Raw genomic sequence first — 16737 nt, forward strand, 5'->3', positions numbered from 1 at the left:
TTTGTTGTTCAAAATATTTTCAGTTCTCCGAAACTCTAGTTTCGCATGCCTGCCTCATATCTATAGACAATGAGCTTACCAAAGAGTTATCGCTAAACTCTGATTCAAGCTCATTAATTACATCTTTATGAGATAATAACTTATCACCTTTTTCATTTGTTAACATGATGTTATCAAAACAAGGTTTCGTTGCAAGACTTACTAATTGCTTATATACACTCATTAATAACTCCCTCAAATAATTAACTTTTTAATACTACCCTGTTATATGGATTCCTTAATGTCATTCTACGCAAAAACAGACTAAATATAAAACACATTAGTCCTAATATTGCACACATATCCCAAACTGCATATGCTCCATATTTCTCCGCTAAAAATCCAGACACCTCAGGCCCAATAGTTCCACTACCCAAAAATACTGCTCGCCAAACACCAGTAGCAAATCCATCTTGTCCTTTTCCATATAATTGAATATTAAAATGTTTTGACAACGGAGCAAACATCATTTCACCAAATGTTAAGAGTATTAACACGATTACTGTCAGTAGAAATGAGTTTGCAAAACCAAATGTAAAATATCCTAAACCAACCATTAAACCACCCGCTCCTAAGAACCATGTTGAGTTTTTTGATTTAATTCGATTAATAATCAATGGCTGTATAAAAAACATAACCCATGGATTTACAGACGCAGCAGTTACAGAAACCATGTTACTACCAAATCTATCTATAAGAGTCGGAGCAAATACCACTTTTATCATAGAAAAGATCAAACCAAAGCATAGAATCATCCCCATTAAAGTGAAAAATTCTTTCTTACGATCAGGCAAGAATATTGAAGATTTTTGGGTTATATTTTTTTCAGCTTCAAAAATTGAATTTTTACAAAATACAAGAGACCACAAACCTAAAATAATTAGAGTAAAAATTATACTTTTAACGAAGACAAGAATATGTACAGGTGTTAAATCCATTAAAATGAATATAGTGAATGAATAACTCAAATTAAATAAAATGAGTTCCAGACTAATGACCTTCAACTTAACAACTTCATTATTTTTAACAGACCTTACCAAGCTTGCTACATTGCATGTAGCAGTCATAGTTCCTATTAAACCTAGCAAGAACATTGATAAATTTAGTAACCAAGGGCTTACAGAGTAGAATAAGACGAAAAAACTTCCACTTAAAAAAAGTAAGCCGATGCCTGATATTTTTGTTGTTCTATATTTTAGAGATAATGCTCCACCAATTAATGCACCAAATAAACATCCCCAATAGTATACGGATATAAACTGCCCTATTAAGTCAAAATGTAAATGATCAACTTTCTTAAAATATACCGATATATTCAGGCAAAAAGCAGCTACTATATGTTCTACTACAACTATTGGTAATATGGTTTTAGTTAAAGATGGAATCCCCCAGTAAATATCTAACAATCTGTTTATGTTTTTTTTCACGTTACATCCTATTTAAACCTTTTTAACAGTTGATAATCCTAAATTCGGCAGTTGAATTCGTAAGAAGTGGATTCTCCCTATATTAATATTGGATCTTAGGAAAAATAAGCACTCACCAAACTGGTGAATGCTAATTTTAGCTAAGATCCTTGAAGGGTAAGGGCTAAAAACAGTTTTTATAATTTTAAGGCATACAGTCAGGATACGTGCGTAGATAGGACTTTTACTATTGAAAATCCTCTGCAAGCCTTTATCAATATGGATTGATAGCTTTTTTATAAAAATGTTCAAGTATGTTTTCTTGCTGAATTAGTCAGTTATTAATCTAGCTATAAACCCAGATTCATCTCCCTGATGAAAAAAGATATGTCCATGTAATTCATTGTCTTTATATATTACCCAGCCTCTCCCACTAATTTCATTACCTTCATCATCCCCTTCAAAAGTGAATTCAATCTTATGATTGTTGAGAACATAATACATATTTGCGTAGATACAGCCAAAATGAAATTCCCCCGACATTTGGCTATTAAACTCAATATAGCCAGGCTCAACCAAATCAATGAATTCTAAATCCCAAGCATCCATCTCAACTATTTTCCACTTTCCATTAAATTGATTAGGTTGCATTATTTAGTTCCATGGTTAAAATTTTTAAGCTGTTATAAGTTATTTGAACACTACCTACTTTTTTTTACTGACAATAGAAGGGTTTCTTGAAGTTCATTAACTATTTGCTCATTAATTTTATATTTAACCCAGCCGCCTCTTCCGCTTTTTTGATCTACTCTACTTAAAATGCCTGAACTTGTTAAACGAAAAAGCGTATTTTTTAATGATTTATAATTCACTTCAGCTAAATTTGCTATCATTTTAAGGGTTAGCTCTTCAGTAGTATCTGATTTATTAACTTTCATGTTTTTATATAGTGCAATTATTACTTCTCTTTGAACTCCAACTAACCTAGAAAAGGTGGTTGAAGCTTCCGATGTACAATCCCTTTGAGAATTTAAATTAAATGATATTTCTTCAATTTTTTCCTCTTTCTGAAATTGAATAGGCAGTTTATCTAATGTTTTAAAGTTGTCTTGCTTATGAAATGGCTGTATAGGCTTACTTTCAATTAGCTTTTTATTATTTTTATTTTCAATATCTTTAAAGTTTTCAGTATTTGACGGAGCTTCACCACTCAGAATTTTAGGCTCAGGTAAAAGTGTATTGTTGTGAACCGATTGTGAACCGTTTATTTCTTCATATATATCTTCAAAGAAATGGCTTTTCTTATTAGTTTTAGTTTGGCCCTTTTCAGGAAGCTTTCTCTCTTGGGCATACTGTTGAAACGCACCTTTTTTAATTGCCATTAGATTGTCTCGAGCTCATTAGTTAATAGCAAGTCAACAAAATCTTGTCTGCTTCCATTAATTCTTGCCCACTCTTCGGAAATTAAATAATAATATTCTTCTGCTTGAGGTAGTCCCAGTGCATACTCTAAGATAGTTTGCTTAGCCATTAGGGCTTCCTCCCATTTAACAGATTTACGAATAGGAGTAGAGATCATGTAATCAACATAACGACTTAAGTAAGTTGCATTTATTTGCTGGCTTAATGAGCTTCTCTCTAAGCCTGTACTAAACATTATTAATTGTTGTTCAGTTAAATGCATAACTTCTTGAAAATCCCAAATGTTTTGCATATTTGTAGCTGATGCATTATATGCTAAGAGACTGCAACCTAAAGGCATTATTATGGTTGATGATACTAATATGGAATTTTCAACTAGATGATTCCATGTTGGACTATTATCAAATATTATTACATCATAATTAGAGAGATGGGGTATTAATTTATCTTGGAATATATACTCTCTTCGCTTCTCATAGCCTATCCATTTATTCAACTTAACAAGTTCATGGGTTTCAGGTATAAAATCTAACGTTTTTAAAGAGGTTGGGCGAATAATTTCGGCTAAAGGGACTTTCTCAACAAAATGATGAAACAATCCCTTCCCTTGTTCAAAATCATCTAGTCGATTAAGCTCTTGTTGAGGAATAATGATATCTGTAATTGAACATTCAGGATCCAATCCTATAAGTAGTACTTTGATTCCGTTTAAAGCTAAAGTACGTGCTCGATTGTAACTAGTTGTTGTTTTATAAACCCCACCCTTCTGCATATAGGTACAAAGAATTTTTTGTTCAGACGGAGGTTTTAAAAATCCAAAGCGCCTTCCGATATCAGGAAGTTGGCTTAAATTCCATAGTCTAGTAGATACTTTTCCTCGTGCTTCTCTTTTTGCAACAGGTATTTCCTTTCTATCTTCAGCATTGTATAAAGTTTGGATAGATTTAAAGCGATTATCCATTTTAAACAATTTACGAATATCTGAATTAGTCCAAGTCAACTTTTCCATGAGCTACCTTGTATGTTTTATTATTATTTTTATATTAAAACATACAATTACACATCTGTTTATACTGGTCAATGATAAATAGTATAAAAACACAGAAATATTTTTAAATAGGTAAATTAGCTATTTTGTGAACCGATTGTGAACTATTTATAGTTTAACCTGTGAACCGATTGTGAACTGATTTTTTATCACTTAATATTTATTTATTAAGTTTTCTCTAAATAACTATATTTAAGATAATTTAACTGATTTCTTTCTATTGCAAACAAATAAAAAAATTTCACAAATAAAAAGGTGAACCAATTGTGAACCTTTTGTGAGCCATAATTTTCTATAAAAATATTTCTTGAAAGTAACTTAGTGAGCTATTTGCAAACCAATTGTGAACCATTGATGAACCATTAATATAAATTATATTTTAAGTTGCTATTAAAATAGTAAGCCAATTGTGAACCATTAATAATTAGATATAAATATATAATTTTAAATATTACCATTAAATATGTGAACCAATTGTGGACCTTTTGTGAACCGTTTAATTAAAATAAAGTGAACCGATTGTGAACCATTATTATTTAATTAATTCTATATTTATCAATATCTTAAATAAAACAAGTTATTGACTAAATTGAAATCAAAGGCTAAATTTACTGATAATTATTTTATAAAAAAATTTAGCTCAATAAGGAAATACATGAAATGGAAATGGAATTAATAGAAAATTCAAAGTGAATATGAAAGCAGTTATGAAGAGCGCCAACTCTTCATAACTGAAATTAGCTTGGAACGAAGCTAATCCTAAATCTAATTTAATTCTAGCTTCGTTCCCTAAAAAAAACAACAAGGATAAGGAATTATCTATGGGGAACCTTTGCTCAATTTATCATGCTCATTTTGATAAGCTGGCCGAATACACCAAAAGCCATAATAAAGCAGTCTTTTTAGATAAGTGTATCTTCTGGTGGCAGATATCCAACTACACGCTTAATGATGGGGAGATTTGGTTTACCAGGACCTTATCACAAATGGCTAAAGACTTAGCCTTATCAGAACGATCTATTAGTCGCTACTTAGAAGAGTTTGAGCAAAAAGGATTAATCGAGCGGGCATGCAAGCTCAGTGCATCGACTAAAAATGGCTTTCGTGTCACAAAACGCCTCTATATTCGAGTGACCCAAAAGCTACTTGATTTGCTTCAGATAAAAGATGAAACAATAAAGTCGACTGATACTCATGTAACCCATTGCTCTTTTTTAAATCAAGATGGCGAGATCGAAAAAGACAAAAAGTCGGTATTTATAAATAAAGAAAAAGATCATAATTATCCAGTTAACAGTACAGTTAGTTGTAAAGAAAATGTGGAAAAATTGTCTAAGCCCCTTAACCAATCACACCATCCAATCTATCAAATTGAAAAAATAATTGGGGAGAGGGTAGGGGAACGAACAAAAAATTATATTAAGGGAATGATGAATAATTTAAGTCATGAGCATCAAGTTCACTTTTCATCACCTGAGCAAACCTTTGCAGAAATTATTTTTACATTAATAAATCAACCGCAGCTAAAGCAGGTTGAGACTATCCAGCATAAGGTGCAAATTATTGCTAAGCTTTTACGAGAAAAGCGTTGGCGTACACCGAAGGGCTTTTATAATCACGCTGATTACGGCCAATACTTTAAACAGACATCTATCAAGTTAATGGCTAAAGAAAACAAGCAAGGCGCTTTATCTGTAAAAAATTCCCATTTTGAAAAAAACCGTTTGCTTAAACAAAAGCAAGACGCATTAGGGAGCATTCGACACGCTATCCATAGTGAAAAGAGATATTTAGAGCTGGCGCTACAAGAGCAACAGAAGGGTATTGATAAAAAAGCCTTGCTCGATTCTATCAAACGGCAACTCAATCAATTAGAAAATGACGCGTTTAGCCTTACCAAGGATATTACAACGCTTGAGCAGGAGCTCGCCCCAGCGTTTGAAGCAGGACCTGATAGACGTAGCGAAAAAACGCACCAATTAAATCAACTCCAAGATAAAGCAGATATATTGCGGTTAAGTATTAATCAACAATTTGAAAAACTCTGTGAAACGATTGAACTTTTACCAAAAGGGCATAAGGCAATTGATACACAGCAACAAGCCTATGAACACTTGCAAACCGAACTTATTCGGCTTGAAAATACTATTTCAGAGCTAGAGTATGATTTGTATACCCATCATGCGGCTTAGAAGAGGTGAAGCTTAGTAAAGAAAAGCTGGTTTAGAAGGGAAGTGAGACCAATGATTGAGTTATGTTGATATGTTTATTTCGCACTGCAATATATTATTCACAAATTCTGTGGATAAAGCTGTGTGGTATTTATATAAAAAGTCGCTGGTAACTAAGCTAAGTATGAGTTGAGGATTTGAAAGCTAGATAATAGTAAATTAACTCATAAAATAGACAATTATTTTAGCACATTAGCTAGGATAAGAAGATTATTTGGTTAAGTTATTACATTATTAAAAAAATAACAGAGAAAAATATGACGTCAGATATTACTTTACGTAAAGCGCTAATAGAGGATATTCCAAACTTCCTGCCTTTAATAGAGCAATTAGGGTATCCACAATCGCTTGAAATTTTAAAAGCACAATTTGAGATTTTTACTAAACAAAACGGTTATGAGATTTTTCTTGCTGAAAAAGCAGGTGTTGTTGTTGGTTGGGTGGCATGGTCAAAAAGCTATCTTTTTGTTTCGCCTACTACACGGATTCATATTGAAGGATTAGTCGTTGATAAAAATTTTAGAGGTCAGGGTATTGGAAGGAAATTAATGGAGAAGGCTGAAGAATTCGCAAAGCAGTCAAACCCTTGTATCGTTGATCTTACTTCGGGTTTAAGAAGAGCAAAAGATGGCTCTCATGATTTCTATAAATCTATTGGTTATCATAATGAAGGGTATATGGCTAAATTGTATTTAAGAAAGGAAATTTTCTAAAATCTGCCACAAAAACTAATCTAAGTAAGAGTAATCATCGTTGAGGATTCTTGCAGAGGGCTTATAAACTATTTTTCTATTCAGATTTTTAAGTTTATTTTCAATTTAAGCTTGAGTTTTAAGTCACCTAAACAAAAAATAACTATCAATAACCAGTTCCACTTCAAAAGATTAATTTATAATTTTTGGGAGTAGGTTAGGGGCAGTGCCACAAGTAATAGTTTCTAGCGATGATTTTTTATTTAACATCCTTAAAAGAATGTATTTTAACTAAAAAAGGTCCTCTTAGCAAAAATAAAAAAAACTGACGTTCAAAAATGCATGCGGTTATTGAAGAGGTCCTCAAGGGTTATTTTAGGATGTTTTTTATAAATCTAAGTCCTCTGACAACTGAATAGGTAGATAAGCTTATAGTCTGTACCTCTATTAATGTCATCTCTTTAAATATGGTTTTTTTATACCTATTAGGTGCATTGTCTATAATAAGAATGTAATAGAAGCTAGGTAGTTTTGTAATGAAATATTATATTTGTGGTATTGAGTTAGAAAATTTTAAAAAATTACCCTTAGTAGATAAGGCTTATCATATTGGGCAACATTTAGCACAAATTAATCAGGATGCTAAAGTTGCACTTGGTGAATCATATACACTTATTATTGTTTTACAAGAGTATGCTCTTACAGCTTCCTCAGTTACTAAGGAGGAAAAGAATCAATGCCTTGAAATTCTTCAAAACTATGTCAATAAATATGAAAATCTAATTTTAGTTCCAGGTAGTTTTTCTTTTTACACATTACAGGTATTAAACTCTAAAAAGCAAGAACTAAAAAAAAGGAAATTGCTCGATAATTATCAGAAAAATGATGATTTAAGTTTAATCGATAATCATACAAAAGAGCAAAAAGAACTCGCTTATGCAGCTGCTCAGCAAGTTGGTATTACTTCAGCGGTTGTACACCATACGGCTTATATTTTAAGTAAGGGTGATATGCAGAAGCATCATAAATCTGTTCCTTGGCAAGAGTGTGATAAATTAGAATTACCGAAAGATAAACGCAAGCTTGTGAAACATTCAATTTTTAAGATTGGAGCAGATAGCCCTATAAAGTATGTAACATTAAGTGATAAAGAAAAAATCTCTTTGGCAGTACTTCTCTGTAGAGAGCATGGTTAGGATACAGAATATGCTAATAGAGCCTTAATTAAAAATCCCCCAGATGTCCAAATTATTATTTCTGACAGTACTGAATTGCAGCTAAGTGATGCCTATGGTGCTTTGATAATCTATATGGATAGTTATTATGGTTTAAAGGTTTTTAGAAACAATGCGCGAGAATTCGCCAATAAAATTGAATCAATTGCAGCAAAACTATATTCATTAGACTATTTACCAAGCAAAACAGTACAGCAAAGCTCTACAGATATTGAAGTAACTGATTACCATTATATTAAGATATCGCAAGAGGGTTTGGATATATAGTTTTTAAATTTAACTTATAAATTCCCAGTTTGGAGAAAAGCTTTTCACAATAAATTCGGTATTTAATTAAGTAACTAAATTTTTTTATTAATCAGTGGTTAGAGAAATTATTTATGAAGAAAGCTATAAATATTAAGTACTTTAAAATATCAGCAGGCGTTACCTTAAAAAGTTTTTTAAACTAACAGAAATGGAATATATAATTTTTGCACCTATTTATTTGTATAGCGAAAAACGACCGTTATTAGTAATATAATTTGTATACAGTTTTCACTTTATATATTTAATATGTTCTGTATAATTTAATTCTTAAATATGGTTAATTATTAACATGCATCTTAAATGGATAAATTATGGCCAAAACTATTGCTTATATTCGAGCCTCAACTGATAAACAAGATTTGAACAACCAAAAATTAGAAATCTATGAGTTTGCTAAGAAAAATAAATTAGTAGTGGATGATTTTATCCAAATGACTATTTCAAGTCGGAAGACGATTAAAGAGCGACGAATTGACGAAATGCTCTCGGTTCTTAATCATGCTGATACCCTCATTGTCACCGAACTGAGTCGCCTCGGTCGAAGTACGGCAGAAGTGATTGGGCTTATTAATGAGTTAATTAAAAAACAAGTTCGAGTGATTGCTATCAAACAAAATCTGGATATGAAGCAGCATGATATGACCTCTAAAGTGATGATTACGCTTTTTTCACTGTTTGCTGAACTTGAGCGTGATTTAATTAGCATGCGAACGAAAGAGGCGCTTGCCAGCAAACGAAGAGAAGGTATTCGTCTAGGTAAGCCCAAAGGAACGATTCAGAAAAGTAAGTTTGATAAAGATGTCGATAAAATCAGAGAGTTACTGAAATTAGGATTATCGGTTAGAAAAATTGCTTCCTATTTAGGTTATAGTAATCATATCGGCCTTAACATGTATGTTAAGAAACGTAATCTTAGACAAGCAGCTTTTTTATTATGACTCGTTTAATTTAAGAGGGATTATCCTTATTTATACAAAATTTAAATATTAGACTTCTTTCCAAACCCGCTGCAACGAGTGAAGAACGAGGAGACAAGGAGCGCAGAACCGCAGTGTACACGTTAGTACATGAGGATTCGAGCACCGTATCGACGACGCAATTCGCCGATGCAGTAGGGTTTGGAAAGAAGTCTATTTAATAAAAATTAATTTATAGGTTCTACCCTAGTTAAAAGTGGGTAAAAAATCATTGACAAGGTAGTCGTTTTTCATACTTGGTATTGCTATTGTAGCCTTTTTGAGCTACAATATATTCAATGCTAATTGATGGTGTAATAATGAAGACTGAAACTGTAAGGGCACGTATTGAGCCCTCTTTAAAGTATGAGGTTGAGGGCGTTTTAAATAGTCTTGGTTTAACTATGTCAGAGGCTATTGAGTTATATCTTTGTCAAATAAAGTTACGGAAAGGTATTCCTTTCGATATAAGAATACCAAACGAAGTAACTCTTAAAACGTTCAATAGCACAGATAAAGAAAAGAACTTAAATCGGTATGATAATCCTAATGAGATGTTTAATAATTTGGGAATTTAGACTTTGTTAAAACCGATAACAACGAAGCAATTCGAAAAAGACGTTAAGTTGGCAATTAAACGAGGTAAGAAAACAACTAAATTGCGGGAAGTCATGACCATGCTACTTAAACAAGAAAAACTGCCTATTAAGTATCGAGATCATAGCCTTACAGGGAATTATGTTAATCGTCGTGAATGCCATGTCGAACCTGATTGGCTACTTATCTATAAACTTGAAAATGAATTCATTATTTTTGAAAGAACAGGAACTCATTCGGATTTATTTAAATAAAAAACATGGCCATTTAGGATTTGCCCATAAAAACGGTAGCCAGTATTTATAAACAAGTGGGAATTAAAGAGGATATAATATGATATATCCTATAATAATACATCAAGATGAGCACAGTGATTTTGATGTGATGGTTCCTGACATCCCTGGATGCTATTCCGCCGGTAGTACTTATGATGAGGCGGTGATGCTCCAAAAGAATTGATTGACCATTAAATATCCAATCCGAACTCGTAGCGATTAATGAATAATCCAATAACAATATCGTGCATTTTTTCGAGCTTAGAAAAGCAACTAATTTTTCTCGCTAATCGCTTTATTTTAGTACGAAATGTGAGGTGCTTGCGTTCAATTTGTTGTGTATTGGCCTTGGTAATCGTATGCTGTGAACGGGGTAATTTTCTGGTAATGATCTAAAAGAATTGATGTGTTAATATTGTGTTTTGATTGAAAGATAGAAAAGCAATGGCATTAATAGCAGTTGTTTTTCCATTATGCAGAACAAAAATGGTGGTTAAATTTGGATTAAATCGTCAGGGAAAGCAAAGGTATCAATGCAAGAATGAAGCATGCACAAAAAATACATTTATTCTTGCATATGTCAATAAAGGATGCCTGCCAGAGGTGAAAGAAAAAATTGTTGAAATGGCCTTAAATGGCAGTGGTATACGCGATACCTCACGAGTGCTGGATATTAGCATCACAACGGTGTTATCTGAACTTAAAAAAAAGAGTCATCCCTGCAAAACATAAACGCTACTTTGTTAAAGCAATTAGACTGTGCCAATCTCAATGTAGACCTTCTCCCAGCCGATGAAGTCGAGCTCGATGAGATGTGGAGTTTTGTTAAAAAGAAAAGCAATCAACGTTGGTTATGGCATGCTATTAATCATGCAAGCGGACAAGTGCTTGCCTATGTTTTTGGCGGGCGAAAAGACAAGATTTTTAGTCAACTAAAAGCGTTATTAATACCTTTTGGGATTAAACATTTTTATACCGATGACTGGGGCGCTTATGAAAGAAAATTACCAAGCTCACAGCACACAATTAGTAAAGCCAATACACAACAAATTGAACGAAAACATCTCACGTTTCGTACTAGAGTAAAGCGATTAGCAAGAAAAACTAGTTGTTTTTCTAAGCTCGAAAAAATGCACGATATGGTTATTGGCTTATTTATTAATCGCTACGAGTTCGGATTGGATATTTAATGGTCAATCAATTCTTTTGGAGCACTACCGTGAATATAGTTTATCAGATGGGTATTGCTTCCACCCAAACCCTCGGCCTTTACTTCGCTGGGTTAAATACCTTCGAAAGCGATTGTTAATGAAATGCTGAAGTCGCCTAAATGATAAGCTAGCATTGGTGTGAGTGTAATAATTTACCCATCCCAATACTCGTTCATTGATAAGCTTCACAAATTGTTCTGGTTTAATTGGCGCTCTTCGCGACGTGATTCGCTTTATTTTGTGGCGAATCGCCTGTTGTGATCGCTTTGTTGGAAAAATATAAATAATATTTTTCTTAACTTTTGGGCTTTTACGCTTCACAAAGGTATAGCCAATAAAATCAAACCCTTTTGTTAGCTTTGTGATATGAGTCTTCTCACTATTGATAGACAGCTTTAGCTGTAATGCTTCTTCCTTAAATGCATTCCAAGCCTTTAAAGCATCTTTGCGACAGACTAAGACAATATCATCACAGTAGCGATGTAATGTAGCACCAAACTTCTGAGGATAGTCCATTTTATGCCATTTTTGATCAATGACATTGAGGTAAATATTACTATACAGTGGTGATAGAGGAGAGCCTTGCGGTACTCCGATCTCCGTAGGCGTGATACTACCCTTTCTCATCTCACCTACTTTAAGCGTTTGTTTAATCAACGTTAACAGACTACTATCCGTAATTCGCAGGCTGATAAGTTCTAACAACTTATCATGAGGAATACTGGTAAAATAAGATTTAAAATCAATTTCAACAACGCCCCAGGCTTGGCAATATAAATCGCTGCGTAGTGCTTGACTGGCTTGTCTAGCATTTCTTTTAGGTCTATAGCCATAAGAACAATCATGGAAATCTGCTTCAAAAATAGGTTCAATTGTTAAGGAAAGAATTATGGGGCGGTGAATTTTGGTCTGACGGATATTATGTTTCGACTGTAGGTGAAGGCGGTCGAAAAATATGTAAAAAATCAAGGAAAGGAAAAGGCTACGGAGCAGTTGCGCCTCTTCTGATACCCCGTGGCTTGCCACGGGGAAGTTCATTAAAGCTCTTTCTAAGGCAGATGAAACATAATTATACATCATGGATAGCAACCCTCTTCCAATATATGCAACAATTGACCGGGGATTGATGATGAAGAGTTTTAAGGCGGGGTATGGGCATTTACTTAAGTCAAGCAAAACGCATTAATATCACTATGTCAAAAGTCATGCAATAAAAAATTGCTCTTCATTTTGTCCGATGCAGCACTTAACGGCGAGTATATTGCGTAAAATTTTAGATACATTAGATGTACAACTTGATAGAATAATAGCTAAAGAACGAGGTAAAGTGACTCCGTAAATGACTTTTGAAAGAAATAATCTAGTTAAGCTCAGCGGTTAATTACTTTAAATTCTAAATGGAAGTTTTAGGAGTTTTTGTCTAGGTAAGGTTTTGAATGTGTATTAGAAATAAGATTGCAAAAAGTTAATGTGCTAAATTTTTTAAGCGCTTAATGTTACTTAGATTAGCTGACATAAGTATTATTTATCTTAAATCGGTGGGCTCATGTTTATTGTTCCTACAACTTAATCTATTTGCTTGAAAATTTCATCAATGGCATTATTGCTATACCAAGTAAGGCGAGTAGGCAAAATAGCGCACCCGTCTTAAATGTAAAAGCAGACCCTAGCTGGTCCCATAATAGTCCAGCTATCCCACTCGCAATTAGCATGGCTATACCATTTAGTAAACTAAAAAAACCAAAAGCCGTCCCACGTAAATCAGTCGGGGCGGTATCAGCTACCATGGTTGCTAATAATCCTTGCGTTGCGCCCATATGCAAACCCCACAAACACACACCGATAAAAACCCAGGTTAAAGAGTTGCCGAAAGCCAACATTAAATCAGCAACGATTAAGATTACGAGGCCAATTATCAGTAATTTGTTATGGCTTATCATGTCAGCTAATTTTCCAAAGGGGTAGGCGCTGATTGAATAGATTAGATTCATCGCGATAAGGATGAGAGGCATCCAAGTTATTGCCAAACCCATCTGCTGAGCACGTAACAACAAGAATGCTTCACTAAACCGAGCTAACGTGAAAATCCCACCAATGACAACGACCCACCAATATCTCATACTTAATCTTTGCAGTTCTCGCCAATGAATAGGATTAATTTTTTTAGTTTTTGTGGATTGCTTAGGCTCCTGTACTGCCAACCATAACACCACAACAGAGAGTATTCCTGGAATGACTGCCACCCAAAATACTGCCCGAAAAGAATTGCCCAAAAATATCATCAATACTAGGGCCAAAAGAGGCCCGATGAAGGCACCCACTGTATCAAGGGATTGACGTAGTCCAAAAGCGGCTCCCAGCATGGTGGATGGTGCGATATCAGCAACCAGCGCATCACGTGGTGCACCTCGTATGCCTTTACCTATTCTATCAAAAATCCTAGCAACAAATACTAGGCCAACAGTTGATGCTATGGCAAACATTGGTTTGCTAATAGCGCCTATGCCATAGCCTAGTACCGCTAACATCTTCCGCTTATGCAAATAATCACTCATTGCTCCTGAAAATACCCTAACCATTAAAGCAGTGGACTCAGCAATACCCTCCATCAACCCCACTGTAAGCGCACTTGCGCCCAGCACTGAAACCATGAAGATAGGTAGAAGACTATGAATCATTTCTGAAGCGATATCAGATAACAGGCTAACAAAGCCAAGTGCCCAAATGCCTGAGGGCATTTCGGACAAGGCCCTTTTTTGTTTACTGTGTATGGTCATGTAATTTTTTGTAGAAAAGTAGTATACGTTTATTATCTAATTCGCTACTACCCAAAGTAAATGGGCAGAATTACAAACAATCGAACAAAGGCAAAGCAACCCTTAATTTGTTCTCGTATTTTACAAAAAGCGATATTTAATCATGCGTTGCTAAATATTAGACGTGTCTAATTACCACTAAACGACTCTAATCGACCATCCAGTTTCTTTGCGCGGCTCGCCTCATTAGGTAATCGACCGACTAGTAGAATATTAAATTATCTCGTTTATTCAGCAGTGAGATATTTATAAGGCTTAGTTGTACCCATGCCTATGATGAACGTCTGGATAATGGGGATGAGAATACCTTATCGTTTTATGATAATGGTGAAGGGTATGTGGCTCTTTACCATCCCATGGCAAGCCATGCTAATAAGGCCGTGATGACTGCTCAACGAGATTGTTGCCACACTCGTTTGCTGTAAGCCAAACATTAATAATATCGGCCCTACAATCCCACCAAAACTGATAGCACCCTTTGTAGTGAAATAGTTGAGCCTGGCGATATTTTTTCTGCTATATTAACTGATTCACTAACATACAATACTGATTAAGGATAATCATGTTTGGCTGTTATCATTATTGCTTTGAGCATGGTAGTTCGGCGCTTAAAGTGACCTTTCTTTATGATAAAGCGCAACTCTTTAATACCCGAGAAGAAGAAAAAGCTTATATTAAGGTGTTAGATATCTACAAAGATGAGCAGCTATTAACCTTGTCAGACTTGCCGTTTACGGAGCAAGCCTTTGTTAAATATCAATGCTTAGATTATTTAAATCACCACCAATTACTGCATACCAATTATTTAATTTTTATAGGCTAATAGCATTTTTTTGTTAGAATTTGATGTCAAAGGTGGTTATTTTAGAATGAAGGAAAAATCCTAACATCTATCTTTTATTAGAGCACAAGCCCTAAACGCGGTGGTTTTAATTTTATAGGTTTTTTTATTCATAGACCGTTTTTGAATATCTTAAAATTTTTCTTAGCCTGTTATTTAATTGCTTATAATAATCAATAAATCAACGTCTGTAATAGGTGTAAAGCGACTTTTTTTAAGATAATAACGGACGAAGCACTTTGTACTTTCATTTAAATTCACACTTCCATGATGAATATAGATGTGCAAAATAGAACCCGTATTGAATACCTATTTATTCTTTCATGATAAGCAAATTCAGATTTAAAATAGATTTTTTGAAAAATGTTCAACTCTTGATATCAAATAGACTTATAAAAACTTTATGGAGAACTTGCGTACAATAATAAGCACATGTACAATTATAGGTACAAACACTAATTTATTGAGAAACCATTATGGATGTATTAAGCTACTCTGCTTTAAGAAATAATTTAGCAAGCACTTTAGATAAAGTAAATGAAGATCATGTTTCTATCCTAGTTACCAGACAAAATGGAAAACCAGCCGTCATTATGTCTTTGGAAGATTTTAAATCTTACGAGGAAACGGCTTATCTGATGGCAAGTCCAAAAAATGCAGAACGACTGAGTCAAGCAATAGCTGCAGTCGAATCTGGAAAAACAAAAAAGCATGGAATGATTGAAGAATGATTTTATCATGGGCTGAAAATGCATGGGAAGATTATCTTTATTGGCAATCAACGGACAAAAAAATGATCAAGCGGATTAACGCACTTATAAAAGATATTCAACGACATCCATTTGATGGAATAGGTGACCCGGAACCATTAAAACATCATTGGTCTGGGTATTGGTCACGCCGAATTGATAGAGAACATCGAATTGTCTATAAAACAACTGATGAGGCGCTTTATATTGTGCAGTGTCGATACCACTATTAAACACGAGATTAGTAAGGAGGCTGCAATGAAAACCGATATCTTTTGCACTTTGAGATTGGGTATACTCTGCATGTAAAAAAAGTGTCTACTTTACCAAGCGCACGATAATCCAAACACTTGTAATCTATTAACATGCATTAAAACAGCATGAAATTTGCCAACTTCTTTTGTATGTTTTATACACAAAAATTACACTGTTAAGTTGGGTCTAAGTTGCTGACCTATAGTTCGCTTTAGCAATTAAGATAGTAACAACAACTTCTAAGAGAGGACCTAATATTTAACACTGTTGCAATTGCATCGCATAAGCATTAATCACTCTAAGCGTTGACTTAAAGGCTATTCAAAGCCTATTTATATGACTTCAACCTCTTCTGCTTGTACGCCTTTTTTCCCTTGGCCGACTGTAAAGCTAACGCGCTCCCCTTCGGTTAATTTTTTAAATCCACTCGTTTGAATTGCGCTAAAATGGACAAAGTAATCTTTACCGCTACTTTCAATAAAGCCAAATCCTTTGTCTTCATTAAACCACTTTACCTTACCACGTATTTTGTCTGTCATTCCTTTTCTCATAAAGTTTGCAATTTCAATGTAGCAACTAATTTTTAAAAACCAAAAATTTACCTGCTTTTATTAAATTAATTTAACGCTTTTTAGTGAGAATTTAAAGAGAAATT

The 16737-nt window shown here is 34.0% G+C and carries 20 protein-coding genes and 2 pseudogenes; 13 read left to right on the forward strand and 9 right to left on the reverse strand.

Translation table 11 applies throughout. The features are described 5' to 3' along the window. Nucleotides 1–19 precede the first annotated feature (19 nt). From ACNVED_RS16795 to ACNVED_RS16815, 5 genes are all read right to left on the reverse strand, one after another. Nucleotides 20–223: a hypothetical protein gene (locus ACNVED_RS16795; RefSeq protein WP_419421633.1), complete on the reverse strand. Its 204-nt coding sequence runs from the start codon at nucleotides 221–223 to the stop codon at nucleotides 20–22. Between the two features lie 19 nt (nucleotides 224–242). Beyond that, nucleotides 243–1466: an MFS transporter gene (locus ACNVED_RS16800; RefSeq protein ID WP_419421634.1), complete on the reverse strand. Its 1224-nt coding sequence runs from the start codon at nucleotides 1464–1466 to the stop codon at nucleotides 243–245. Nucleotides 1467–1775: 309 nt separating this feature from the next. Next, the gene (locus tag ACNVED_RS16805; protein ID WP_419421635.1) at nucleotides 1776–2096 is read right to left on the reverse strand and encodes a hypothetical protein; all 321 of its coding nucleotides are present in this window, start codon (nucleotides 2094–2096) and stop codon (nucleotides 1776–1778) included. Between the two features lie 50 nt (nucleotides 2097–2146). Continuing rightward, nucleotides 2147–2827 (reverse strand): hypothetical protein, encoded by a 681-nt coding sequence (locus ACNVED_RS16810; protein ID WP_419421636.1) that lies wholly within the window; start codon nucleotides 2825–2827, stop codon nucleotides 2147–2149. Next, nucleotides 2827–3876 carry a ParA family protein gene (locus ACNVED_RS16815; RefSeq protein WP_419421637.1) on the reverse strand — a complete coding sequence of 350 codons (1050 nt, stop codon included), beginning with the start codon at nucleotides 3874–3876 and terminating at the stop codon, nucleotides 2827–2829. Before ACNVED_RS16815 ends, ACNVED_RS16810 begins: the two co-directional genes overlap by 1 nt. 860 nt (nucleotides 3877–4736) lie before the next feature. Here ACNVED_RS16815 and ACNVED_RS16820 point away from each other — a divergent pair. The 8 genes from ACNVED_RS16820 to ACNVED_RS16855 all read left to right on the forward strand — a co-directional run bounded on the left by ACNVED_RS16820 (nucleotide 4737) and on the right by ACNVED_RS16855 (nucleotide 10394). Next, a complete protein-coding gene (locus ACNVED_RS16820) occupies nucleotides 4737–6107 on the forward strand; it encodes a hypothetical protein (protein WP_419421638.1) in 1371 nt (456 codons plus the stop codon). Nucleotides 6108–6403: 296 nt separating this feature from the next. After that, nucleotides 6404–6859, forward strand: a complete 456-nt coding sequence (locus tag ACNVED_RS16825) for a GNAT family N-acetyltransferase (RefSeq protein WP_419421639.1) — start codon at nucleotides 6404–6406, stop codon at nucleotides 6857–6859. A gap of 515 nt (nucleotides 6860–7374) precedes the next feature. Continuing rightward, nucleotides 7375–8034, forward strand: a complete 660-nt coding sequence (locus ACNVED_RS16830; protein ID WP_419421640.1) for a hypothetical protein — start codon at nucleotides 7375–7377, stop codon at nucleotides 8032–8034. 114 nt (nucleotides 8035–8148) lie between these two features. Next, on the forward strand, nucleotides 8149–8340 hold the full coding sequence (locus ACNVED_RS16835) for a hypothetical protein (protein WP_419421641.1): 192 nt from the start codon (nucleotides 8149–8151) through the stop codon (nucleotides 8338–8340). Between the two features lie 353 nt (nucleotides 8341–8693). Next, a complete protein-coding gene (locus ACNVED_RS16840; RefSeq protein ID WP_419421642.1) occupies nucleotides 8694–9320 on the forward strand; it encodes a recombinase family protein in 627 nt (208 codons plus the stop codon). 338 nt (nucleotides 9321–9658) lie between these two features. Beyond that, nucleotides 9659–9916, forward strand: coding sequence for a type II toxin-antitoxin system RelB/DinJ family antitoxin (locus ACNVED_RS16845; RefSeq protein ID WP_419421643.1), 258 nt, complete (start codon nucleotides 9659–9661; stop codon nucleotides 9914–9916). 3 nt (nucleotides 9917–9919) lie between these two features. Beyond that, entirely contained in the window at nucleotides 9920–10189 is a 270-nt protein-coding gene (locus ACNVED_RS16850; RefSeq protein WP_419421644.1) for a type II toxin-antitoxin system YafQ family toxin, read from the forward strand. Nucleotides 10190–10268: 79 nt separating this feature from the next. After that, a complete protein-coding gene (locus ACNVED_RS16855; RefSeq protein ID WP_419421645.1) occupies nucleotides 10269–10394 on the forward strand; it encodes a type II toxin-antitoxin system HicB family antitoxin in 126 nt (41 codons plus the stop codon). A gap of 7 nt (nucleotides 10395–10401) precedes the next feature. Here ACNVED_RS16855 and ACNVED_RS16860 read toward each other — a convergent pair. Beyond that, nucleotides 10402–10593, reverse strand: a pseudogene (locus tag ACNVED_RS16860) (IS1 family transposase); the annotation flags it as partial. A gap of 61 nt (nucleotides 10594–10654) precedes the next feature. Here ACNVED_RS16860 and ACNVED_RS16865 point away from each other — a divergent pair. After that, nucleotides 10655–11400 (forward strand): IS1 family transposase gene (locus ACNVED_RS16865; RefSeq protein WP_419421646.1). Its coding sequence is split into 2 segments (ribosomal slippage): nucleotides 10655–10913 and nucleotides 10913–11400, totalling 747 coding nucleotides; the frame shifts between segments, so codons are not numbered across the junction. Nucleotides 11401–11424: 24 nt separating this feature from the next. Here ACNVED_RS16865 and ACNVED_RS16870 read toward each other — a convergent pair. Then, nucleotides 11425–12339 (reverse strand): reverse transcriptase domain-containing protein, encoded by a 915-nt coding sequence (locus ACNVED_RS16870; protein ID WP_419421654.1) that lies wholly within the window; start codon nucleotides 12337–12339, stop codon nucleotides 11425–11427. Between ACNVED_RS16870 and ACNVED_RS16875 the strand changes: the two are divergent. Continuing rightward, a pseudogene (locus ACNVED_RS16875) lies at nucleotides 12297–12429 on the forward strand (transposase); the annotation flags it as partial. The gene ACNVED_RS16870 and the pseudogene ACNVED_RS16875 sit on opposite strands and share 43 nt — an antisense overlap. 563 nt (nucleotides 12430–12992) lie before the next feature. Here the strand turns inward: ACNVED_RS16875 and ACNVED_RS16880 are convergent. Then, nucleotides 12993–14159 carry an MFS transporter gene (locus tag ACNVED_RS16880; protein WP_419421647.1) on the reverse strand — a complete coding sequence of 389 codons (1167 nt, stop codon included), beginning with the start codon at nucleotides 14157–14159 and terminating at the stop codon, nucleotides 12993–12995. A 640-nt stretch (nucleotides 14160–14799) separates the two neighbouring features. Here ACNVED_RS16880 and ACNVED_RS16885 point away from each other — a divergent pair. The 3 genes from ACNVED_RS16885 (at nucleotide 14800) to ACNVED_RS16895 (ending at nucleotide 16060) form a co-directional block, all read left to right on the forward strand. Then, entirely contained in the window at nucleotides 14800–15060 is a 261-nt protein-coding gene (locus ACNVED_RS16885; protein ID WP_419421648.1) for a hypothetical protein, read from the forward strand. A gap of 494 nt (nucleotides 15061–15554) precedes the next feature. Beyond that, on the forward strand, nucleotides 15555–15809 hold the full coding sequence (locus ACNVED_RS16890) for a type II toxin-antitoxin system Phd/YefM family antitoxin (RefSeq protein WP_419421649.1): 255 nt from the start codon (nucleotides 15555–15557) through the stop codon (nucleotides 15807–15809). Next, entirely contained in the window at nucleotides 15806–16060 is a 255-nt protein-coding gene (locus ACNVED_RS16895; protein WP_419421650.1) for a Txe/YoeB family addiction module toxin, read from the forward strand. The genes ACNVED_RS16890 and ACNVED_RS16895 overlap by 4 nt, the downstream gene beginning before the upstream one ends. 354 nt (nucleotides 16061–16414) lie before the next feature. Here ACNVED_RS16895 and ACNVED_RS16900 read toward each other — a convergent pair whose 3' ends face one another. Continuing rightward, nucleotides 16415–16621 (reverse strand): cold-shock protein, encoded by a 207-nt coding sequence (locus ACNVED_RS16900; RefSeq protein ID WP_419421651.1) that lies wholly within the window; start codon nucleotides 16619–16621, stop codon nucleotides 16415–16417. Nucleotides 16622–16737 lie beyond the last annotated feature (116 nt).

It is taken from the genome of Legionella sp. D16C41 (genome assembly GCF_048541585.1).
Lineage (GTDB): Bacteria > Pseudomonadota > Gammaproteobacteria > Legionellales > Legionellaceae > Legionella_C.